This window comes from Ensifer sp. ENS06, assembly GCF_014852205.1.
Lineage (GTDB): Bacteria > Pseudomonadota > Alphaproteobacteria > Rhizobiales > Rhizobiaceae > Ensifer > Ensifer adhaerens.
This window is the reverse complement of the sequence record NZ_JACVBC010000009.1, coordinates 184,631-207,351: the sequence shown is the minus strand read 5'-3', so window position 1 is coordinate 207,351 and position 22,721 is coordinate 184,631. Positions and strand designations below refer to the sequence as shown.

General features: G+C 61.8%; 19 protein-coding genes. 11 read left to right on the top strand and 8 right to left on the bottom strand.

Annotated features, from left to right (window positions below; genetic code table 11):
* Window positions 1-51: 51 nt before the first annotated feature.
* The gene (locus tag IB279_RS26515) at window positions 52-1,443 is read right to left on the bottom strand and encodes a nucleobase:cation symporter-2 family protein (RefSeq protein WP_034791739.1); all 1,392 of its coding nucleotides are present in this window, start codon (window positions 1,441-1,443) and stop codon (window positions 52-54) included.
* A gap of 164 nt (window positions 1,444-1,607) precedes the next feature.
* On the opposite strand from IB279_RS26515, the gene IB279_RS26510 reads away from it, so the two are divergent.
* The 9 genes from IB279_RS26510 to IB279_RS26470 all read left to right on the top strand — a co-directional run bounded on the left by IB279_RS26510 (window position 1,608) and on the right by IB279_RS26470 (window position 12,283).
* Window positions 1,608-2,504 (top strand): LysR family transcriptional regulator, encoded by an 897-nt coding sequence (locus tag IB279_RS26510; RefSeq protein WP_034791737.1) that lies wholly within the window; start codon window positions 1,608-1,610, stop codon window positions 2,502-2,504.
* A 185-nt stretch (window positions 2,505-2,689) separates the two neighbouring features.
* Complete coding sequence (locus IB279_RS26505) at window positions 2,690-3,478, top strand: aldolase (protein WP_034791888.1); 789 nt, start codon at window positions 2,690-2,692, stop codon at window positions 3,476-3,478.
* A gap of 222 nt (window positions 3,479-3,700) precedes the next feature.
* The gene (locus tag IB279_RS26500; RefSeq protein ID WP_034791735.1) at window positions 3,701-4,996 is read left to right on the top strand and encodes an amidohydrolase family protein; all 1,296 of its coding nucleotides are present in this window, start codon (window positions 3,701-3,703) and stop codon (window positions 4,994-4,996) included.
* 54 nt (window positions 4,997-5,050) lie between these two features.
* Complete coding sequence (locus IB279_RS26495; protein ID WP_162250988.1) at window positions 5,051-6,040, top strand: BMP family protein; 990 nt, start codon at window positions 5,051-5,053, stop codon at window positions 6,038-6,040.
* A gap of 67 nt (window positions 6,041-6,107) precedes the next feature.
* The gene (locus tag IB279_RS26490) at window positions 6,108-7,202 is read left to right on the top strand and encodes an ABC transporter permease (protein ID WP_051659225.1); all 1,095 of its coding nucleotides are present in this window, start codon (window positions 6,108-6,110) and stop codon (window positions 7,200-7,202) included.
* Window positions 7,203-7,281: 79 nt separating this feature from the next.
* Window positions 7,282-8,214 (top strand): ABC transporter permease, encoded by a 933-nt coding sequence (locus IB279_RS26485; protein WP_034791733.1) that lies wholly within the window; start codon window positions 7,282-7,284, stop codon window positions 8,212-8,214.
* Between the two features lie 5 nt (window positions 8,215-8,219).
* Window positions 8,220-9,752: an ABC transporter ATP-binding protein gene (locus IB279_RS26480; RefSeq protein ID WP_034791879.1), complete on the top strand. Its 1,533-nt coding sequence runs from the start codon at window positions 8,220-8,222 to the stop codon at window positions 9,750-9,752.
* A 57-nt stretch (window positions 9,753-9,809) separates the two neighbouring features.
* Window positions 9,810-10,706, top strand: a complete 897-nt coding sequence (locus tag IB279_RS26475; RefSeq protein WP_034791732.1) for a LysR family transcriptional regulator — start codon at window positions 9,810-9,812, stop codon at window positions 10,704-10,706.
* Between the two features lie 332 nt (window positions 10,707-11,038).
* Entirely contained in the window at window positions 11,039-12,283 is a 1,245-nt protein-coding gene (locus tag IB279_RS26470) for a DUF2325 domain-containing protein (RefSeq protein ID WP_167550729.1), read from the top strand.
* A gap of 42 nt (window positions 12,284-12,325) precedes the next feature.
* On the opposite strand, the gene IB279_RS26465 is transcribed toward IB279_RS26470, so the two are convergent.
* The 3 genes from IB279_RS26465 to IB279_RS26455 are packed head-to-tail and all read right to left on the bottom strand — an operon-like array spanning window position 12,326 to window position 15,794.
* Entirely contained in the window at window positions 12,326-13,033 is a 708-nt protein-coding gene (locus tag IB279_RS26465; protein WP_192339993.1) for a sulfite exporter TauE/SafE family protein, read from the bottom strand.
* Window positions 13,030-14,388, bottom strand: a complete 1,359-nt coding sequence (locus IB279_RS26460; RefSeq protein WP_210338721.1) for an amidohydrolase family protein — start codon at window positions 14,386-14,388, stop codon at window positions 13,030-13,032. The genes IB279_RS26465 and IB279_RS26460 overlap by 4 nt, the downstream gene beginning before the upstream one ends.
* 38 nt (window positions 14,389-14,426) lie before the next feature.
* Window positions 14,427-15,794 carry a uracil-xanthine permease family protein gene (locus tag IB279_RS26455; RefSeq protein WP_034791726.1) on the bottom strand — a complete coding sequence of 456 codons (1,368 nt, stop codon included), beginning with the start codon at window positions 15,792-15,794 and terminating at the stop codon, window positions 14,427-14,429.
* Between the two features lie 136 nt (window positions 15,795-15,930).
* On the opposite strand from IB279_RS26455, the gene IB279_RS26450 reads away from it, so the two are divergent.
* Window positions 15,931-16,941, top strand: coding sequence for a substrate-binding domain-containing protein (locus IB279_RS26450; RefSeq protein ID WP_034791724.1), 1,011 nt, complete (start codon window positions 15,931-15,933; stop codon window positions 16,939-16,941).
* Window positions 16,942-17,176: 235 nt separating this feature from the next.
* A complete protein-coding gene (locus tag IB279_RS26445; RefSeq protein WP_034791723.1) occupies window positions 17,177-17,380 on the top strand; it encodes a cold-shock protein in 204 nt (67 codons plus the stop codon).
* Window positions 17,381-17,573: 193 nt separating this feature from the next.
* Here IB279_RS26445 and IB279_RS26440 read toward each other — a convergent pair whose 3' ends face one another.
* The 4 genes from IB279_RS26440 to IB279_RS26425 all read right to left on the bottom strand — a co-directional run bounded on the left by IB279_RS26440 (window position 17,574) and on the right by IB279_RS26425 (window position 22,713).
* Window positions 17,574-18,626, bottom strand: a complete 1,053-nt coding sequence (locus tag IB279_RS26440; protein WP_060644060.1) for a septal ring lytic transglycosylase RlpA family protein — start codon at window positions 18,624-18,626, stop codon at window positions 17,574-17,576.
* Window positions 18,627-19,281: 655 nt separating this feature from the next.
* Window positions 19,282-20,721, bottom strand: coding sequence for an MFS transporter (locus IB279_RS26435; RefSeq protein ID WP_090299351.1), 1,440 nt, complete (start codon window positions 20,719-20,721; stop codon window positions 19,282-19,284).
* Window positions 20,722-20,775: 54 nt separating this feature from the next.
* A complete protein-coding gene (locus IB279_RS26430) occupies window positions 20,776-21,801 on the bottom strand; it encodes an aliphatic sulfonate ABC transporter substrate-binding protein (protein WP_089045351.1) in 1,026 nt (341 codons plus the stop codon).
* Between the two features lie 48 nt (window positions 21,802-21,849).
* Window positions 21,850-22,713: an ABC transporter permease gene (locus tag IB279_RS26425; protein WP_089045352.1), complete on the bottom strand. Its 864-nt coding sequence runs from the start codon at window positions 22,711-22,713 to the stop codon at window positions 21,850-21,852.
* Between the last annotated feature and the right edge of the window lie 8 nt (window positions 22,714-22,721).

Genomic DNA, 22,721 nt, shown 5'->3' with positions numbered 1-22,721 from the left:
TGGGGTTGGGGCTCCGGCGGCGCGCGGCCGCCGGACTAATGGTGTTGTTCTCTAGGCAGGGTCGGCAGCCGGCGCTCCGTCCACGAGTTCGGCCTCCTCCGGCTCTTTCGCCGGAACGCCGTTGAAGAGAATGTTGAGCAGTGCCGCCGCAAAGGTGCCGACGAGCACGCCGCTGTGCAGGAACTTCTCGATCGCCGCCGGCAGCTGATCGAAGATGTTTTCGGCAACGACCGGCACCATGGCGAGGCCGACGCTGACGGCGACGATGTAGAGATTGCGGCGATTGGCCACGAAATCCACCTTCGACAGGATCTTCACCCCCGTCGCCGACACCATGCCAAACATCACGATTGCCGCACCGCCGACGACATAGCTCGGGATCGATGCGCTGACGAAGGCAACCTTCGGCAGCGAGCCGAGCAGGATCAGGATGGCGCCGCCCGCTGCCACCACGAAGCGGCTGAGCACGCCGGTGATCTGCAGCAGTCCGACGTTCTGCGCATAGGTCGTATAGGTGAAGGTGTTGAGCAGGCCGCCGATAATGTTACCGACACCGTCGGTTCTCAAACCCCGGGTCAGTTCTGCCTCGGTGATCTTGCGTCCGGCCATGTCGCCGACAGCCAGGAACTGGCCGGTCGATTCGATCATCATGACGGTCATGACCGCACAGAGCGACAGGATCGACCAGAACTCGAAGATCGGCCATCCGAAGGCGAGCGGGTGAATGATGCGCACCCAGTCGGCCTCGGCAACGCCGTGGAAATCCACCTTGCCGGCAGCGATCGCGACCACGAAGCCGATCCCGATCCCGATCAGGACCGCAAGATTGGCCATGAAGCCCTTGAGAACGCGGGTGAGAAGCAGGATCGACATGAGCACGATGGCAGCCACGGCGAGCGCGAACGGCGCGCCGTAGGCCGGGTTCGGGATCATGCCGTCCGGACCCTTGATCATCGGCTGGCCGCCTGCCGCCCAGTTTACCCCGACGCGCATCAGCGAAAGGCCGATCACCAGCATCACCGTGCCGGTGACAACAGGCGGGAAGAACCGTACCCAGCGGCCGAAGAACGGCGCGACCAGGATCGTGAACACCCCGGAGCCGATGACCGCGCCGATGACGCCCGGCATGCCGAGATCGGGATTGGTGCCCGTCGCGATAATCGAGGGTACGGCGGTGAACGAAATCCCCATCATGATCGGCAGGCGAATGCCGATGTTCCAGATGCCGAGCGCCTGGATGAGGGTGACGATGCCACAACAGAAGAGATCCGCGCTGACGAGCATCGCAATCTGTTCCTTGGGCAATTGAAGTGCGCTGCCGACAATGAGCGGCACGGCGACCGCTCCGGCATACATGACGAGAACATGCTGTAGGCCAAGGGCCATCAAACTTGGGATCGGGTAGGTTTTTTCGACAGGATCAGTCGTATCGGATTTATGCATTCGCTTTCCTCCCAGCGAACAGCTTCCGGCGCGGTGGGAGGGCAACTTCGGCCTCATGATGTGGTCACCGCACGCCGTACAAAGCGGATCATGCGGCTGGCCAAATCAGCAAACAATCGGCACAATCATATTTATTCATATAGTAATTGAATGAATGGACCGGCATGGACATCACGCTGAAACAGCTTCGAGCCTTCGTCACCGTAGCCAATCTGGGGCAGTTCACCCTCGCCGCCGACAGGCTCGGCTCCTCGCAGTCGGCGGTGAGCACGCTGGTTCGGCAGCTGGAGCAGAATTTGAAGCTGCGTCTCTTCGACAGGCATACGCGTCTTCTACGGCTTACGCAGGCCGGCATGGACATCTTGCCGGTTGCCGCACGTGCCGTCGCCGACATCGATGGCATGGTGGAGAGCTCGCGCGAGTTGAATGCGCTGAGACGTGGCAAGGTCTCGATTGCAGCGGGCACCGTGCAGGCGGCTTTGATGCTGCCGCAGCTCGTCAACGCCTTCACCCGGCTCTACCCCGATATTACCGTCGCTCTCCATGACGTGGCGGAGATCGCCGTCCTGGAACAGGTGACCAACAGCTCGGTCGACCTCGGGATCGGAACCGTGCCGGAGGACGATACCGAATTGATGGGTACCCGGCTGACGACCGACGAATTCCTCATCGTCCTTCACCCGGACGACCCGCTGGTCAGGCTGCGTGAAATTCGTTGGACCGACCTGGTTGACCGCAAGCTGATCGGTCCGCACCGCGGCAATCCGATCAGGGACCGCCTCGAAAACGAGCTGGCACGCAACGGTATCGTGCTGCCCTTCGACAAGGCGATGCAGGAGGTGGCCTTGCCGCTGACGATTATCGGCATGGTCGAAGGCGGGCTCGGCGTCGCGATCATGACATCGGCGGTCACACGGCTTGCGACCTCCATGGGCCTCGTCGTGCGCACGCCGACCGAGCCGCACATCAAGCGCGAAGTCAGCCTGATCCAGAAACGCACGCGCTCCCTCTCTCCGGCCGCCCGGCGGTTTCGCGACTTCCTGCTGAAATCCGTGCACTGACGTTTCCATGGAAAGACGTCTTGTATTCAGACGCGACCTTGCGTTTGACCACGCGCATTTTCCGGCGTTATCTGGGCGCGCTGCTGGACCGCGGAACGGCGGGCAGGCAGGGCGCAGCCTTCGCTGCGCGCGGCGGGCTTTCGGCCGGCCGCCGCTCCCAGCTCAAGCCAAACCAGGAGCAACTCATGGCGCATTCCCTGAAAAGCAGCACCGAAGCGGCACGGTCGAACCGGCCCAACCTTTCCACAGATGCCATCCGCAGCACCAAGGAAGATCTGGCGGCCTGCTTCCGCATGGCGGCGCGCAACGGCTTCGAAGAGGGCATCTGCAACCATTTTTCGGCTGTCGTACCCGGCCATGACGATCTCTTCATCGTCAATCCCTACGGCTATGCCTTTCGCGAGCTGACGGCATCAAAGCTGCTGGTGTGCGATTTCAAGGGCACCGTCATCGACGGTGACGGTGAGCCGGAGGCAACCGCTTTTTACATCCATGCCGAAATCCACCGCCGGCTGCCGCGCGCAAAAGTCGCCTTCCACACGCACATGCCCTATGCGACCGCCTTATCCATGACCGAGGGCGCCCCCTTGATTTGGGCCGGCCAGACTGCGCTGAAATTCTACGGACGCACCGCTGTCGACGAAAACTACAACGGCCTTGCCCTCGACCATCGGGAAGGCGCTCGCATTGCTGCTGCAGCGGGCGACGCCGATATCGTCTTCCTGAAACACCACGGCGTGCTGGTCCTGGCGCCGACAATCGCCGATGCCTGGGACGATCTCTACTATCTGGAACGGGCGGCCGAAGTGCAGGTGCTTGCGATGTCCACCGGACGGGAAGTCCTGCCCGTCGCCCCACAGATCGCTGAGGCCGCTTACCGGCAGATGCGCGAGGGTGACCCGGAGTCGGCACGGGCCCATCTTGCCGCCATCCGCCGGCAACTCGACGCCGAGGAACCGCAATACAGGCACTGAATGCGAACCAGGGCCGATGCCAAAAGCGATCGCATCGGCCCGTTCCAGATTGCCGGTCAACCAGTTGATCAGGCGTCTCTTTCCATGACGTTGGCCATGCTCGAACGGTGCCTGGCGATCGGCAATTAATACGATCCATTTATCAAATAATTGAAATAATGAATTTGTTTGAATTAAAAGCGCGTGCTTAGTTTCCCGCCATAACAACAAGGTGGGGACGACATGGTACGTGAAAATCCAGCTGCGTTGCTCGCAAGACTGATCCCCGGTCAGTCCTTTGCCCTCACGGGCGGTACCGTCATAAACGATGACGGCTCGCAGTCGGCAAGTGACATTATCGTCGGCGCCGACGGGCGCATCACGGTCGTCGAGCCCTTTCTCGACACCGGTTCGTGCGGCGCCTGCATAGACATTTCCGGCATGCTCGTTTCGCCGGGCTTCGTCGACGCGCACCAGCATCTCGACAAGACGGGGGTGCTGCGGTTTACGCCAAATCCCTCCGGCACGCTCCAGGGCGCCCGCGAAGCCTTTGCGAAATACGCCCGCACCGCCGGCCCCGACGACATTCACAAGCGCGCGACGCGCACAATCGGGCGATGTCTTTCGCGCGGCACGACCGCGATCCGCAGCCACATCAACGTCGACAAGGATGCCGGTTTCCATGGCATCGAGACGCTGGCCGCCATTCGCGATGCCGAAAAGCACCGCATCACGCTTCAGCTCGTCGCCTTCATGACGCCGCATCCAGGCCAAGACTTCGAGTGGCTCGGCAACAACATCGACGGCGCCGTTGCGCTCGCCGATGCCGTCGGCGGAACGCCCGCCGTTTCCGAGGACCCGCCGCGCTACCTCGACATCCTGTTTTCGGCCGCTGTGAAATCCGGCAAGCCTATCGACCTGCACCTCGACGAACACCTCAATGCCGGCGTGCATCTCATCGACGCCGCACTCGAACGCGTCGAGCGCTTCGGCATGCAGGGGCGCACCGTCTTCAGCCACGTCTCGGTGTTGAGCGCCTTGCCGCGCCGGGAGTTCCAGCGGATAGCAGAGCGCCTGGACAAACTGAATGTCGGCGTGGTGACACTGCCGGCCGCAAATCTCTATCTACAGGGCCGCGATTACGAGATGCTGCCGCCGCGCGGGTTGACGCGTGTCGCCGAACTCCATCGCGCCGGCATCACCATCGCCACCGCCTCGGACAATATCCAGGATCCGTTCGTTCCGACCGGCTCGGGCGACATGCTGGAAATCGCCCGCTGGACACTGCTTGCAGGCCATCTGCGCGGGGACGAGCTCTCAGCCGCGCACAGCATGATCACGACGGCCCCTGCCCGACTGATGGGGCTTGGCAAGGACTACGGTTTCAGACCCGGCGCGCGCGCCGACTTCGTCATTACCGACTGCATCGATACCGACACGCTGATTGCCGGCGGGCCGGATCGGGCTTTCGTCTTTTCGAACGGGCGCCTGGTCTCGCAGAGCACTACTGAAAACATCCGCCTGAAGGAGAACGCATAAAAGGGAACGGCTGCTCCGGGGGGATTGGGACTGCAATCTAATGGGAGGAATGAAATGATAACTGAAATTTCACGTCGTTTGCTGCTTGCGTCCACTCTCGGAATGGCCCTGACCGGAATACTCTGGCAGGACCTCGCGCACGCCGAAGACTTCAAGATGGGCCTTCTCGTGCCCGGCAGTGTTTCCGAAGAAGGATGGAACCGGATCGGCTACAACGCGCTCAAGGGCGTTGAGCAACAGCTTGGCGCCAAGATCAGCTATGTCGAGCTGCAGCAGAACCCGGCCTCCTTCGAAAAGGCGTTTCGAGATTATGCGAGCCAGGGCTACAAGGTCATCCTTGGCCACGGTTTTGAGTTCCAGGACGCCGCGCGCGATGTCGCGCTCGATTATCCGGACACCTATTTCCTGATCTCGTCGAGCGCGATCCACGAAGGCAACGTTATCGGGCTCAATACCGATACCAGCCAGCCCTTTTACCTGATGGGTGTGATCGCTGCGAAAATGGGCGGTAAGGCCGGCCTTGTCGGCGGCATGGAAATCCCGCCGATCCAGCAGGCATTCGCCGGCTTCAAGAACGGCGCAAAAAGCATCAATCCGGACTTCCCGATCAGCGAAGCCTATATCGGCAACTTCACCGATACGACCGCCGCCAAGGAAGCGGCGCTCAGCATGATCTCGCAAGGCGCTGACTTCGTCGTACCGAACGCTTCCGGCGCCACCGTCGGCGGCTACCAGGCGATTGCCGAATCCGGCCCGGACGTGCGCTCCTTCTCGATCTTCAGCGACTTTACCGAGGTTGCGCCTAACAACATTCTCGGGCTCTACGTCGCCGACTATGCTCAAGGCGTGGTCGAAGTGGTTCGCGCGATCAAGGAAGGCCACCCGCCCACGGAGAACGTGGTTTTCGGCCTGAAGGACCCGAAGGTCATCTCGTTTACCTTCCGCGACGACGGCCCGGTCTCCGTGCCGGAGGATATCCGCGCCGAGGTCAAGGCAATCAGCGCCAAGATCGCCGCCGGCGAGATCAAGACCGGCGCAGAATAGCTGCCTCCATGCTGCGGCGGGATATCCAGCCGCAGCCACTTCCCGCATCACACCAATGGACACACCCATGGCTGAGATAAACCAGGGAGTGCGTGAGACCGTGAATTCTCAAGCAGCCCAAGCTTTCTACAGGACACTCTCGCAGGCTGCGATCAGCGCCCTGACACCCATCGCGGCAGTTCTCGTCGCACTCGCCTTCGGCGCCCTGCTGCTCTGGCTCAACGGCTTCAACGGCAGCGACGTCGTCACCGTCATGGTCTTCGGCTCGTTCCAGGACATACGCTCGGTCGGAGAAATTCTCCTGAAGGCGACGCCGCTGATCCTGATCGGTGCAGGGCTGTGCGTCGCGTTTCGCTGCTCGATCTGGAACATCGGCGCCGAAGGCCAGCTCTATGTCGGAGCGATCGCCGCAACCCTTGTCGGCACCAGCATCGACGGCCTATCCGTCTGGGTGCATGCGCCGCTTGTGATGTTGGCGGGGGCGCTTGCGGGCGCCGCCTGGGCTGGCATAGCCGGCTATCTGAAGGTGCGCTTTCAGGCAAGCGAGATCGTCACCACCATCATGCTCAACTACATCGCCCTCATCCTCACGAGCTATCTCGTCACCGGTCCGATGCGCGATGCGAGTGCCGCCTATCCGCAATCGGCAAGGCTGGTGCGCGAAGCCTGGACGCCACGCCTGGTAACCGACCTTAGGCTTCACATCGGCATCCTCGTTGCGGTGGTTCTGGCGGTTGCGCTGTACATCTTCCTGCGAAGAAGCAGCCGCGGCTTTGCGCTGCGCGTCGTCGGTCTCAACCCGCATGCCGCCCGCTATGCCGGCATGAACGTCGCCAGGAACGTCATGATCGCGATGTGCATCAGCGGCGCGATGGCAGGCCTTGCCGGCGCCTTCGAGGTGGCGGGCGTCACACGTCGGCTCTACCAGAACATTTCGCCGGGTTATGGTTTCGAGGGCATCGCGGTGGCGCTCTTGGCCGGCAACAATCCGTTGGCGGCAATCCTGTCGGGCGGGCTTTTTGCGACACTTCGCTCCGGCTCGGAAGTCCTCCAGATCACCTCACAGGTCCCGCAGGTCCTGGTGTTGGTCATTCAGGGCATCGTCATCCTCTCGGTCGTCGCCTTCGCAAAGCTGCGCGACATCCTCAGGACTGTGGCTTGAAAGCATGGAAACTCCCGCGTCGCCGTAGACCGCCCGCGGGAAAACAAAACTTTGGCGATATTCCTGGAGGGTCGAACCCATGGACGACATGATTTCTCTCACCTTTCTCGCAGCGCTCGTCGGCGCCGCCTGGAGGCTTGCCACCCCCCTGATCTTCGCCTCGATCGGCGAGGTCTTTTCCGAGCGCGCAGGCGTGCTCAACATCGGGCTCGAAGGCACGATGCTCGTCGGCGCCTTCTGCGGCTTCGCTGCGGCCGCAGCCACCGGCAACATTCCGCTCGGGCTATTGGCCGGCGTTGCCGGCGGCATGCTGTTCGGGCTCGTCTTCGCCGTCTTCACGATCACCATCAAGGCGGACCAGATCGTGGTGGGGGCGGCCCTCAACCTGCTCGGCATGGGCCTGACGGCCTTCCTCTTTCGCACCTATTACGTTTCGACCGGCAAGGGCATCGAGATCGCCCAGCCGGTCCACATACCCTGGCTGAGCGATCTGCCCTTTCTCGGGGAGGCGTTCTTCCGTCAGAACCTGATCGTCTATTCGACCGTGCTGGTCGCCATACTCGCCACCCTGATGCTTTACCGCACCTCCTTCGGCCTGACGCTTCGCGCCGTCGGCGAGCACCCGAAGGCCGTCGACGTCGCCGGTCGCAGTGTCGTCGGCTACCGCTATGCCGCCGTTCTCGTCGGTACAGGGCTTGCAGGGCTCGGTGGCGCGTTCCTCACGCTTGGCCATTCCAACCAGTTCGTCGAAGGCATCACCTCCGGCCGCGGCTTCATCGCCCTTGCCGTCGTGGTCTTTGCCCGCTGGTCGCCGATCGGCGCCTTCTTCGTCTCGCTGCTCTTCGGCCTCTTTTACGCCCTGCAGCTCATGCTCCAGGCGCAGGCATCGATCGTCGTGCCCTACCAAGTGCTGCAGGCGCTTCCCTACATCATGACGATCGTCACGCTCGTCGCCTTCCGCGGCAAGGGTGCCGCACCCAGCAAGCTTGGCCAGCCCTACGAGATGAGGTGATCGACATGTCGGCAAAACCGTTCCTGCGCATCGACAATATCCGCAAACGTTTCGGCCCTATCATCGCCAGCGACGGCGTTTCGCTCGAAATCGAGGAAGGCGAGATCCATTCGCTGCTCGGCGAAAACGGCGCCGGCAAGAGCGTGCTGATGAGCATGATCTGTGGCATGGTACGGCCGGATGAAGGCGAGATCGTCTACAAGGGACAATCGGTGCGCTTTGCAAGCCCACGCGACGCGATCCGCCAGCGGATCGGCATGGTGCACCAGCACTTCATGCTGGTACCGAACCTGACCGTGGCAGAAAACTACATCCTCGGCCAGGGTTCGGCGCTCAGCGTCATATCCGATATCGACAAGGTCCACCGAAAGATCCGCGCGCTTTCCGAGCGCTACGCCCTCGACGTGCGTCCCGACGCAATCGTCGAAGACCTCTCGGTCGGCGAGCAGCAGCGGGTGGAAATCCTGAAGGTGCTATTCCACGGTATCGACCTGCTCATCCTTGACGAACCGACCGCCGTTCTCACCCCGCAAGAGACCGACCGCCTCCTTTCGCTGATGGGTGATCTGGTGAAGGATGGGAAGACCGTCGTCTTCATTTCGCACAAGCTGGACGAGGTGATGCGGGTCAGCAATCGCATCAGCGTCATGCGTGACGGCCGCGTCGTCAATACGGTCAGGGTCGGGGAGACAAATGCGCGTGAGCTCGCGCGCATGATGGTCGGTCGGGAGGTGCGCATGGAGCTCCCGCGTAGCCCCAAACCGCCAGGTCGTATCGTGCTTTCGGTGGAAAACCTCACCTGCCGCGCCGAGACCGGCCTTCCGGCCGTGCGCGGCGTGAGCCTCGATGTACGCGCCGGCGAAATCGTCGGCATAGCAGGCGTTTCCGGCAACGGCCAGACGGAACTATCGCTCGCGCTCTCCGGCCTGCTGCCGGTCGATTCCGGGCGCGTCGTTCTCAACGGAAACGATATAACCGGGCTCGACCCGGCAGAAATCAATGCCAGGCGTTTTTCCCACATTCCGGAAGACCGCCACAAGCACGGCATCGTCTTGCCGCTGTCGCTCAGCGAAAACACCATTCTGCAGCGTTACGACCAAAAACCGTTCGCGACGGGGGGCATGCTCAACCGCAAGGTCATCGGCGAGCACACCCGCGACCTGATCAAGCGGTTTCGCGTGAAGAGCCGGGACGAGAACCAGCCGATCGCAGCACTTTCAGGCGGCAACCAGCAAAAGCTCGTCGTCGCGCGGGAGCTGGCGCGCGATCCCGATTTCATCCTCGTCAATCAGCTCGCGCGCGGCATCGATATCGGCGCGATGGAGTTCGTGATGGAGGAGATGCTGCGCCAGCGCGACAGCGGCCGCGCCATTCTGCTGATCTCCACGGAACTCGAGGAGCTGTTTGCAATCTGCGACCGCATCGTCGTCATGTTCCACGGCGAAATCCTTGGCGAACTGCCGCCCGACCGCGCCCGTCTCGACGAACTCGGCCTGCTCATGGCCGGCAACAAAGAGCAAGCCGCACTTGCGGGGTAGACAAGCCGAGGTCTGGCAGGCTTTGATGGGAGCGATGTAACGGGAGGCCGCGCGTATATGAACATAACCCTGCGGCAACTCAGGGCCTTCATTGCTGTGGCCGAGCTCGGCCAGTTCAACATCGCCGCACGCAACCTCCATCTCACCCAGTCCGCGGTCAGCATCCTCATCCGGGATCTGGAACGGGAGATCGGCGTGCGCCTGTTCGACCGGCACACGCGCATGGTCTCCCTCACCCTGGTCGGCCAGGAATTCCTGCCCCAGGCGCGCAAGATCATGAAGGACCTCGAGCTTGCCGTTGGCGACGTGCGCGACAACGCTTCGCTGAAGCGTGGGCAAGTGACGATCGCCGCGGCGATCGTGCTTGCCGCAACGGTCGTACCGCCGATCATCGCCAGATTCCTGAACAAGTATCCGGAGATCTCCGTCAACATTCGCGACATGCCGGAAGAGCAGATAACCCCGGCGCTCAAGCGCCACGAGGTCGATATCGCCGTCGGGACCCTTTCGGAGGAAGACCCCGAAATCGCCGCCACCCCGCTGCTGCGCGACAAACTGATGCTCGTCTGCCGCGAGGATCACCGGTTTGCCAAGCGCAAATCCGTGCGCTGGGCCGAGCTCAAGGACGAAACGCTAATCACGCTTGCCGCCTCCAACCCTTTGCGCAACATCGTCGAGCACAACCTCATTCGCGTCGTGCCGAACTACCGGCCAAAGTACGAGGTACGCTTTTCGACAACGGCGATCAGCATGATTGCCGCCGGAATGGGCGTTTCGGTGCTACCGGAAAACTCCGGACAGCTCGCCTCGGCCGTCGGTGTAACGACAGTCGATCTCATTGACCCCATCGTCATGCGTGACGTCTCTTTGCTTCAACGGCGCCACCACAGCCTCTCGCCCGCCGCCGAGCATCTGAAAGCGGCCTTCATCGCCAGCGTTGCGAAACAGGTCTGAGGCCTGGGAAACGGCCGGTCGTCTCGCTGCCCAGCGCCGTCCGGGCACTTTTCTCCTACGCGCAAAGGCTTGAACTCACACCAATTGCTGTGCGGGAAACCCCTAGGCAGCGCTCCGTTTCAGACATGCACGTTTGTTCGCTGAACGACGCAATGACGAAAACTGCGCGGGAATTCTGTGGTTCCCGTTCGGGCGCGCGTTTTCCTCAGCGTTATATTTCTTGAAACATAATGCTAATTGGGTTTACCTGTGATGAAAGGCCCGTTCGCGGATGTGCAATGCGGACGGCCGCGTCGCGAAGTGCCAGCAACTGCCCTAGCTCCGGAACGCCCATGCCCACGTTGCCCCGTCTCAAATCCCACGGTGTCCCCCTGCCTGCCGCAGCCTTGTCCTTCGCTGCATCCCCGGATGGCCACACACCCAAGATCAGTGCCCATCGCTTGCGGACCTGGGACATTGCCTCGACATTTCATTGCTCGATCATCGGCACCTGCCTGACGGCGGGAGAATTGCGCCAGGTCCTGATCAGGACCGGACAAGACGATGTGCGCACTGCGACGGACCATACCCTGCACGGTCGAGGCGTGTGGCTTGCTGGTCAACGGGATCAGGCGGCAAAGTTGCTCAACAAGGCGCTCGACAAGCGCCACGAGAGCAACATCAAGCGCATTCCCCGGCAGGCCGATCAAGACGAACTCCGAAACATCTGGCGCAATTCCTTCGAGCGCGGCGACATCGCCGGTCCGTATTGGGCACTGATGAGCCATCCGGGAACATCGCCAGCACTAATGCGCGAGATCTTCGGAGAAGTGCATATGCTGTCGCACCTTGTCGGCAGCGCAAGTCGGCTCGACATCGCACGACTGACAGAGCTGGAAAGGGAACTCGAACAGGAACGCGAACGAACCGCCCGGCAGGAGACGCGTCTGAAGGCGGCCGCCGATGAGCGGATCGCCCTGCAACAGCGCCTCCGGCGATTGGAGGAGCGAGCGATCCACGCCGAAGCAATCGCCGCGTCGGTCGCACCCTTGGCGCGCATTGCAAAAAGCACGAGGGGTCTATCCGCAAGCAACGAAGCGGACGTGACGCGCAACGAGGCCTTCGCCCAGCGCCTTGCCGCGTCTGAGGAGAAATCCGATGCTCTTCAGCGGGAACTGGAGCAGATGCAGGATCTGCGTTATGCGGTCCTACGCGAAAACGAAGCCCTCGAGACGGCAATCACAGCTCAGCTCAGAGACGACGGCAGCGCGCCGCCCGCACAGCTCAGCGGCCCCGTGCTCTATGTCGGCGGCCGACGCAATCTGTTTGATCATCTTCGAGCCTACGCAAGAGTGCGCAACATCGACCTCCTCCTCCACGACGGAGGCATGGAAGACAGCACGACGCTCTTGCCCGCCCTCGTCGGGCAGGCAGCGACGATCCTCTTTCCGGTCGATCACATCAGTCACTCGGCGGTGGGCCTGGTCAAACGCCTTTGCCGCGAGCAGCAAAAACAATACCTGCCGCTTCGCTCTGCCGGACTTGCCAGTTTCCTCACGGCCATCAGCGGCGCCGGCGGCGCCTATGGACGTTTCTAGCTCCGGTGGTCTGCCGACGGCCGGTTAACGAGAGAGCCTCGTTTACCGGACGATAAGGAACAATCCGCTGACGATGGCAAAGCCCAGAACGGCGATCCGAAGACCGCGGCCGCCGATGCGGCCATGCACGTGCTTTGAGACCGCGCTTCCGAGCAGAACCGCCGGCGTCAGGTAGAGGGCGACGAGCAGTTGCTCTGACCCAACGCGCCCGGATATGGCCAGCACGACGAGGGACATGACCTCGCCGACGAAGAAGCAAAGGGCCACCGTTGCCCTTAGCACCGGCGCCTTGGCATGCTGGTAGAGCAGCGCAAGCGGCGGGCCGCCGATACCCGTGGCAGTTTCGGTGACGCCCGTAAACAATCCGACCCCGAGCGCACTCGGCCTGTTCGGCGTGAACGGCGGGGCTATGAGCGCGGTGACGGCTGCGACCACCGTGAACACACCGACGGCAAGATCCAGTTGTTCGATGGAAAGCGCTGCCAGCAGCCAAAGGCCAGCAAACGTTCCCGCGAAGCGTCCGATCGTGATCCAGGTCGCGCCTGACCAGTCGACATGGGCACGCTCTCGCGCCGCCACATGCAGATTGAGCGGCAGCATCAGCAAAAGCAGGGTCACCGGCAGAAGATCGGGCTTCAGCATACCGACGATCGGCGCGACGATCAGGGCGAAGCCAATGCCGAGCGCCCCTTGAATGAAGGCCGAAACGAATGTCACGGCAGCCAGAACGGCAAGAAGACCAAGACTCATCGGTATTGTCCAAGGCGGCGATGTGCTTCGGAGAGCGGATGAATGCGCTGGATCGGCGCTTCGGCAATGGCGGTCGCCGTTTCGCCTCTCACCTCTTCGAGCAGTGCCCGGGCGTCCCAATCAATCGGCCAGCCTTGCCAAAGCCGAAGCTGGCCGCTGGTAAAGACCGCGTCGATCTGATCGCGATTGCCGTAGCGGACAAGCTCCCACGTCAGATCGTGCGAGGGCGTGAACTCGGGTCGATCGAGGTCGACGAGCAGGAAATCGGCGGCAAGACCTTCGGTGATCGAGCCGGTCACATGAGACAGGCCTGCAGCGTCTGCGGCGCCGGATGTTGCCCGGTCGAGCCACAGCCAGCCGCCGCCGCAGGAAGAATCCCCCGTTGCAAGACCAAACCCCGCGCGCTGGAGGCCCTCGGCTGCGTCCATCAGACGGAACGCGTCGGCGCGGGTTCCGTCCGTTCCGAGCCCGAACCGCATGCCGAGCGCTGCCATTTGCAGGGCTGGTGCGACGGCATTCCCCTTCCACAGGGTGGCGACGGGATTGTAAGCGACAGCCGTGCCTGTCTCGCGCAAAAGATTGAGTTCATGCGGCGTGACGAGCGTCGAGTGCGCGAGGAGGACCTGAGGCCCAAGAACGCCCAGATGCGCCAGGTGCTCGATCGGTCGCAATCCTTTCGCTGCCAACGAGCGTTCGACGGCAACAAGGTGTTCGTTGACATGGGTCTGGAACACCACCCCGGACGCGGCTGCCAATTCGGAAACCGCTTTGAGCATTCCGTCAGTTGCGGCCTCCGGGATCGAAATCGCCAGCGAGGGATGGATCAGCGGGTCCTGCCTGTAGGTGGAGACGTGCTCTTCCGCCTGGCGCCGGATGACGCCGGGTTCGGCGATCTGCGCACTTCCCGAAAGATCGTTGCAGATAAAGCCGACGACGCTGCGAAGCCCCACCTCCCCTGCAGCCCGCACCAGAGCGCCGACATGACCCTTTGAGCGGGTGCCGGCATCGACGGCGGTCGTGAACCCCCCACGCAGCGCTTCCAATGCGGCAAGCTTTGCCGAGAGATAGACCATGCGCTCGTTGAGACTGCCTTCCAGCGGCACCCAGATCCGCCGGAAGATTTCCGACGGTTCTCCAAAGACGAGGGCCTTGCCAAGCGACTGGGTCAGGTGCGTATGGGTATCGACGAAACCGGGCATCAGGAGATGGTTGGGCAGGTCGATCGGAACAATCTCGGGGAAGTCCCGGGCGATCGCTTCCACGGTATCGATCCGCTGAAAGACGCCATCGCGCACGACGATGGCTTTTCCGGTGCGCGGGCCATCCGGCAGAAGAACTTGTCCTGGGCGCAGCATGAGGTCGCCGGCGGTCGATAGTTGTTGGCGGATTGCGCTCACTCGCTTGCTCCTTGAGTGGTGGATTGCAGGGGCGCCGCCGCAATTTCGGATCGTCCGGCTTGGCCCCAATGTGAAAAGATGGCGTTGACGACGACGGCGGTGATCGTGCCTGCGGCAAGTCCGTTGCCGAGGATCATCTGCGTCCATTGCGGAAACTGGCTGTAGACACCGGGCACCAGGATCGGCAGCAGACCCATCGAGAGGGCGGCCGCGAGGGTGAACATGGGGCCATGTTCGCGCAGATCGACGCGACGCAGGAGGTCGATCCCGATGACGCCAATAATCGAAAAGACGATGACTGCCGTGCCGCCGACGACGGCCTCAGGCAAAGCCGTGGCCATCCGGCCAATCGGGGCGAAGAGCGCGATGAGAACGAGGATGGCGCCCGCCATCGCGGTCACATAGCGAGACTTGACGCCGGTCGCGCGCACGATACCGACGTTCTCGCCGCTGGTGATGATCAGCGATGTGCCGAACAGGCCACCGACGAGCGACATCAGTGCATCGCCGCGGATGGTCGAAGGCACGATCGCATGGGCATCTCCCCGGCGGCCGACGATTTCAGCCGTCGCGATCGTCTGACCGGTCGCCTCCGCCATGGAAATGATCGAGAACACGATCAGCGGGATGGCTGCGACGAGGTCGAACTTCGGCATGCCGAAGGGAAATAATTGCGGAACGGCGATGACCGGCCCGGTGAACACACCCGACAGATCCATGTGGCCGATGGCGAGCGCGACGAGCGCACCACCGACCAGTCCGAGCATGACGGCGAGCCGCTGGAGCGTTCCAGAAAAGACCCGCGCGGCAGCGACTGTAAGGATCATGGTGATCAGTGCCAGTCCGACCTCGACGGGCGCTGCGAAGCCCTCGCTGCCAGGCTTTCCGGTGATGGTCACGCCATAGATGCGCACAAGATTGACGGAGACCAGCAACAGCATCGTTCCAACGACGATCGGCGGAAAGTAACGCAGCAGCCTGCGGAAGACCGGCAGCGCCAGAAAGTAAAAGAGAGCCGTTACGATGACGGCACCGACGGCTGTCTGGATGTCCGTCTGCTGGGCGATCGCCAGAAAGATGGCAATTGGCGCGCCTCCCGGCACCATCACGAAGGGCAGGCGTGCACCAAACCCCTTTGGCCCGAAACTCTGGAGCATCGAGCCAAGGCCACAGACGAAAAAGGTTGCGCTGATGAGCGAGACTGTCACCGCGTCCGAAAACCCAAGGGCCTTGCTGACAAGAAAGACGGCGGTGATGGGAGACGCGGCCATCACCAGCACGTGTTGAAGGCCAAACAGGAACAGGCTGCGAAGCGGCTGCCCCTCATCGACCGGCTCGACCACTCCATTCAATTCACTCTGCATGTTTTCCTCCTCCCGGCCTCCTCAAGCCGTTATGCAAATCGTTTTGCATGCGCATCCACTAACACACAATCGCGCCTTTGCAAATCGTTTTGCTTCGGTGCGATCGGCGTGATAGAAGACGTTCATCGGAGGGCTGATGGGAAAACCTACTATCGCCGACCTTGCCAAGGCGGCTGGAGTCTCGGTCACAACTGTTTCGCACGCGTTCAGCGGCCGACGTTACGTCGAGCCGGAAACGCGCAAGCGCATCGAAACGCTGGCGCAGGAAATGGGCTATCGTCCCAATCACCGTGCGCAGCGTTTGCGCACCGGCAGAGCCGGATCTATCGCACTGGTTTCATCGATGCCCTTTGCGGTGGCCGCCGGACCGTCGAGGCTGGGCTTCCTCATGGAAATTGCTGCTGCCGCCGCCGTGACGGCTTTTGCCAGGGGTATTTCCCTTTGCCTCGTTCCTCCACTCGGGCCCCGCGACCGCCTCGACGCGCTTGAGGTGGACGGCGCCATCGTCGTGGAGCCGGAACGAGACGACCCGGTGCTGGATTTCTTTTCGTCCCGCGGGACCGAGGTCGTGTGCATCGGGCGTGCGCCCGGCCGAGACGATCTTCCGTTCGTGGATTTGCAGAGCGCCGCAACGGCGCATCTGCTGCTCGATCACCTGCTTGCGGGCGACGGTCAGGTCGGCTTGATAACGGGTGAACAAAGGCGCAATTCCTATATCGAGATGGAGGCTGTGTATGCGCAGCGCATGGCCGGAAGCGGCTTTACGCCACGCGCCATCCGCATCGACGAACAGGGGGGCGAAGAAGCGGCAGCAATCGCTGCTGAAAGCTTGCTGCGCGCCAATCCCTCGATCTCGGCCCTTTGCGTGCCGGTCGACGCCTTTGCGACAGGCGTTCTCAACGCGGCCCGCGCCACCGGTCGCCAGATCCCCCACGACCTTCGGATCGCGACCCGCTATGACGGCATGCGCGCCAAACTCGCCACCCCTCCGCTGACCGCAGTTGATCTGCACCTTGGTGAGGTGGCAGGAGCCGCAGTCAACCTGCTCTTGGCGCGATTGGAGCAGGTGAACGTCGAACCAAGTGATCTCTCGCCACCAGGTCTGATCCTGCGACCCTCTTCGATGATTTCGTGTGATACCATCTGAGGAACGCTCAAGCCGAGAGCGCGATGGCCGGACAGCCGCGCGGCCGCGTTTAACGTCGTGACTGTCGCGCCGTCGCCATTGCCGCCTTTATCCAGGGTCTAAACGGCCCCTGGTATGAAGGAAGAAGGTCCGGCTCAGCAAATTAAGTTTTGCCAACATGCGCGATTGCCGCTAAGGCAGGCGCTGGATATGGTGCTCCGGCAAAACGCAGAGCACTCAGCTGACGAGGATGACTATGGCAACCGGTACCGTAAAGTTTTTCAACCAGGACAAGGGTTTTGGCTTCATCACGCCTGACAATGGCGGACCGGACGTTTTTGTCCATGTGTCGGCGCTTGAGGGCGCAACGTCACTGCGCGACGGTCAAAAGGTCAGCTATGAACTTGGCCAGGACCGCAAGACCGGAAAATCGAAGGCCGAAAACGTCAGGTCAGCCTGAACTTCGGATACCAAGCTTCGGGAATTCGCTTGATTGCATTCCCTCACTTTCCCGGCCGCGCCAGCGGCCGGGAAATATTATGATGTCGTCTCGCGAGGCCGTCGGGTCCTCCTTTTTTGCAGGCGATCCCAACGCACAAAACGGAAACTGAGCGCATAATTCTGGTCCGGCTAACTTCTCTGAAGCTTCCGGCTCACCCTCGACACGCACGCCACGCGCTCTGGCAACGTTCACACCACCGGATATGGCCGGTTTCCGGGTCTCCCCGTCGTCGCCTTGCTGGCGATCGTCGGCCAGTCATTCCAGTCCGGTGGCTTTTGCGATCGAAAGCTGCCGGGAGAAACGCCTGCAACACAGATTTCTCGCCCACCCGCTCATTGTTCAAACAGCATTCGGCAAAAATCGCGGTTTCCCTTGCAATACTTGCCTTGCCGAGGGGTGCCAAGTGGTGTGCCTGGGAAGCCCAGAGCGCATACGCAGCCTCCCGTCCCCCCAAACGAGAGGCAGCCAGAAAGTTACCGGCAGATTTCGAGCCGACGAACAGGGTGCTGCGCTCACCGTAGCTGGTAAGCGGTTTGCCGGCGACCTGCGCGCCGATTGGCCGATTGACGCCAAGGGGACCCTGGCGCTTCCTTTGTGACGCCATGAGAAACGCCATGTCATCTCCGTTTAGAGCGGCGCGCCCCACATATTGTACCCGGACGTACGCTGTCCCGCGGCGCGTCATATCCAGCATCTCTGCTGCCTTGCTGGAAATATCGATCAAACGTCCTTTGTGGAAAGGGCCACGATCATTGACGCGCACAACGACCGACGAGCCGTTTGTGAGATTTGTCACCCGCACGTAGCTGGGCAAGGGAAGTGTCGGATGCGCGGCGGAGAGGCGGCCCGGATCGTAAGTCTCGCCATTTGCGGTCCGCCGCCCTTGAAACCCCCGAGCGTACCAGGAGGCAATGCCGCTTCGATCGTAGCCCGGTTCCTCCTTCGGATAGTAACGCTTGCCTTTGACCACGTAAGGCTTGCCGACAGTATAATGGCCGGCACGCTGCGAGGTTCTTTTGCCGGAAGCATCTGGCATTTTGACATAGACACGGTGCAGCGTGGCGGGAGAATGCGCCTTCAGGCTGGTCATGTCGGGCGTAAATGTCGTGGTGCAGGCTCCACCGAACGCACAGAACATCGTAATTGCCAACCAGCGCATGACTTTAACGGTCGCTGCTATTCCATCTCCCATCCCGTTCACCATCGACTGCAACTCGACACACGCGATCGCAATGCGCAGTGGAGACGCGAGACAGGCGACGCAGCAGTGAGGGGCTGGTCGACACCAGGCGCAATCTGGGGCGTGCCGTTGGTCCGCTCCATCTATGATACCTCGGTAAAATGAGGCTACGAGCGAATGGTTCCGCCCTCCCGACCCAGGGCATATCTGCCCGACCGTTGCGATCAGAGGCGGAAATAAAAAGTCGAGTTCGTCGACTGTGTCGCACCGATGAAAGAGCACCGTCTATTTGGGTGTCAGCCGGCGGAAGCGAAACGATGGCTGAAACGCATCGAAGGCGAACTTACCCTCGCAGACGAACAAAGCCGGCGCTTCGCCCCGGCCGCCGATTTGTGCCGTACCCTGCTTACGAACCGCAGACCGGGAGGTCAGGCGAAACTTCTAGCCTTGAAAATGGGAAGGAAGTTTTCGCCCGGCGCCTCCGCCGGTCTTTCCCCGGCTCTTTGGCGATCTCCGCTCAAAAGTCGCCAGTGGCTCTTCTTCTCTGTCTTCGAAGCCCAAGGTCGTTACCGCCGGCAGGTCGCACCGAAACCTGTCTGCTCTCTTGAGGAATACGCCATATGTCTGATCGCTGGCCGTTTCCAAAGGCTGCGCGAACCGCGGTTTCTGTTACGCCGCCTTATCCGACGACAGGGCGACCACGGTGGCCGGAAACCTCAGCACCCGCGTCGGACGACAGTGCGAGAAAGCGAAGCGCCGACACGAAGCCTATGGCGGCGATAAAGAGGAAGGCGGCGCGAATATCCGGAAGCATATTATAATCGCCTCCTCCCCCGCCCAGATAGGATGCGAAGCGAATGACGGCTGCGGCAACGGCGATGCCAAGCAGTTGGGAGAGTTGCTGCAGCATCGCCGAAATCGTCGTCGCCGCGCTTCGCTGAGCAGGCGGTACATCCGCGAAGGCGATCGTCGTCAGCGCCGTAAACTGCATCGAGCGGGAAAGGCCGCAGGCAATCAGCAGCACCCACATGACAATGCGCGGCGTTTCTCCGTCGACGAATGCGAAGGCACCGATCGTCGTGGCGGCGATCATGCCATTTACGACAAGAAGGCTGCGGAAGCCGAAAAGACGCAGAGCCGGTGTGGTGACGCTCTTCATCAAAAGGTTGCCGAGAAAGTAGACGAAGACCAGCGAGCCCGTCTCCACCGCATTGAAACCCAAACCAACCTGGAAGAGCAGCGGCAGCAGAAATGGCGTCGCATTGACGGCAAGCCGCCCGGCGGTGCCCGCCGAAAGCGTTGCGAAGGCGAAAGTCGGGATCTTCAGCACTGTCATGTCGAGCAGGGGATGCGCAGCGCGCCGCAGATGGCGGACTGCAAAAAAGCCGGCGAAAAGACCGGCCACCAGAAGGCCAAGTGAAGCGGTCCCACCCGAGGATGAACTGGAAAGCTCCAGACCGCCAAGGGTGAGTGCGAGCGCGCCTCCAGTCAGCAAGACGCCGGTCACATCAAAGGGCCGCGCTCCCTCCGCAGGCACGCGCGGCACGAAAAAGGCAACGAGCACGACACCGAATATGCCGAGAGGCAGATTGATGAAGAAGTTCCACTCCCAGCCGGCGTGGGTTGTAATCCAGGCACCGATCAGAGGCCCGATGACGGGGGCAATCAGAGCCGGCCAGGTGATGGTGGCGATTGCCCGCACCAATTCCGCCTTCGGTGCATCGCGCAGTACGAGCTGACGCCCAACCGGCGTCATCAGCGCTGCGGACGCACCTTGGAAGAGCCGAGCCACGGTGAATTGACCAAGCGACGCCGAGAAGCCGCAAGCAACGGAGGCGAGCGTGAACAGCGCGATAGCGGCAAGAAAGACCTCTCGCGCGCCAAAACGCTCGACGAGCCATCCGGCCGGCGGAATAAACACGGCCATCGCAAGAAGATAGGCGGTGAAGCCAATGTTGAGCGCCACCACATCCGTCGCGAAGGCCTTGGACATGGCCGGCAGCGAGGTTGCGATGATCGTGCTGTCGAGCATCTGCATGAAAAAGGCCACGGCCACGACGGCCGGGACGATGCGGGTGCGGTGAAACGGAAGTGGAGAAGAGGAAATGGAGGACATCATTCAAGAAGAAGAGAGGGCGGAGACGCAGGTGCGCCGCCGCCCGAACCTACAGGATCAATTGCTGGCAGCAACTCTTTTTAGAGCTGCGTCGTAGAAGGAGCGGTCAATCCAGCTCTCATAATTGACTTTGCCCTTCAGCAGCCCGGCCTCGGCCATGAAGGCCTCCTCCCCCTGAAGCGCTTTCACTGCCGCATCCGTGATTTCCGGGTCCTGGAAGAACTTTCCATCCGGGTAGGTGGCGCGGACTGCCTTGTCACTGCTGCCTGTCTCCTTGACAAAGATCGTAGTCGTCTCTTCCGGGTTGGCGTCGGCCCAGCGGGCAGTCGCAATATCGACAGCCAGCAGACGTGTCACGATTTCAGGATACTTGCGGGCGAATTCACCGTTGACGCTGAGAAGATGTGGAACCGCCCAATCGGGGCTGCCCGACACGCCGGCGTCGAAGATCACCCGCGCTCCGCCCTTTTCAACAAGCGTCTGCACCGGGCCGGTGCTTTCCACGATGGCATCGACGTCACCACGGGCCAGCGCCGGGCCGGAACTGTCGATACCGAGGTTCAGGCTTTCCACGTCCGCGAGGGAAAGACCTGCGGCCTGCAGGGCCTTGGCGAAGGTCGAATGACGCACCGTGCCTGAGAGATAGGCGACCTTCTTGCCCTTCAGGTCCTCAATCTTCTGGATCGCAGACTCCGGCTTGACGACGATCTGCGTCTCGTTCGAACGGTTCCAGCTCGAAAGGCCGATGAGCTTCACGTCGGCCCCGGTCGCCGCCAGACGAAGCGACGGGTTGTTGCCGATATAGGTGAAGTCGATCGCTCCCGAACCGAGCGCAACCGTGGCAGCGGAACCGCCATCGAATGTCGTCAGCTCGATCTTGATGCCGTCCTTGGCGAACTCGTCTTCCAGCAGTTTCTTGTTGCGATAAAGGATGAATTTCAGGTGGCCCGGCGCGGTCGAGCCGATGCGGATGACCTCGGGCTTCGCGTCGTCGGCAAAGGCCGGCGCGCCACCCGCCACCGGCAGGAACGATAGCGCCAAGGCGAGCTTCAACAATGTGCGGCGGAGTGAATTCGATGTCATGGATGGATCCTTTCGAAATCGCGTGTTCGTTGGAAGAGAGGCTGGGGCTCAGTTCGGGCCGCTTTCGCCGTCGCCGCGCCAGCGGGTGGCGCGTCGTTCCCCAGCGACGAGCAAGTAGTTCAGCAGGAGGCCGATGATCGTCAGCGTCAGGATGCCGGCATACATCCGGTCTGTTTCCAGCATCAGCGACGAATTCTGGATGAGGTAGCCGATGCCGGATTGGGCCGCGAGCATCTCCGCGGCGATGACCGAAAAGAGCGAGGTCTTCACACCAAGCCGAGCGCCCGCGACAATCGAGGGAACGGCCGAGGGCAGAATGACCTTCTTGAAGAGATCCCAGTCGGACGTTCCCATGGAACGCGCTGCCTTCACCAGCAGTGGATCGACCGACTTCACACCGACGATGGTGTTGATCAGCAGGAAGAAGACGGCCGCGTAGAATGTGATGGCGATCTTTGACGCCTCGCCGATGCCGAGCAAAAGGATGAAGACCGGCAGCAGCGCGAACTGCGAGGTATTGCGCAGGGTCTGGACGAGAAAGTCCGAGGCCTTTTCGAAGAGCGGATAGCGCCCCATCAAAAGACCAAGCGGTACGGCGACAACAACGGCAAGCGAAAAGCCGATCGCGGCGCGCTGCAGGCTGATGCCGATGTGGTCGGCAAGCTGACCCGAGGCGATCATCTCCCACAGGACCGAGAGCACCTGGCTGAGTGGCGGGAAGAACAGCGCGTTGATCCAGCCGGCGCGTGGCGCAATCTCCCAGAGAAGCGCGAAGGCGACGAGCGCCGGCAGGCCCAGCGTAATGGTTGAGAAGGCTTCACCGAGAACCGTCGGCGGTTTCTCCGCGGCGCGCTTTCGGCGCGATGAAAATGTCCGGCGGAGCGGCAGGTTACGGTCGGCGATCAGACTCATCGGATCCT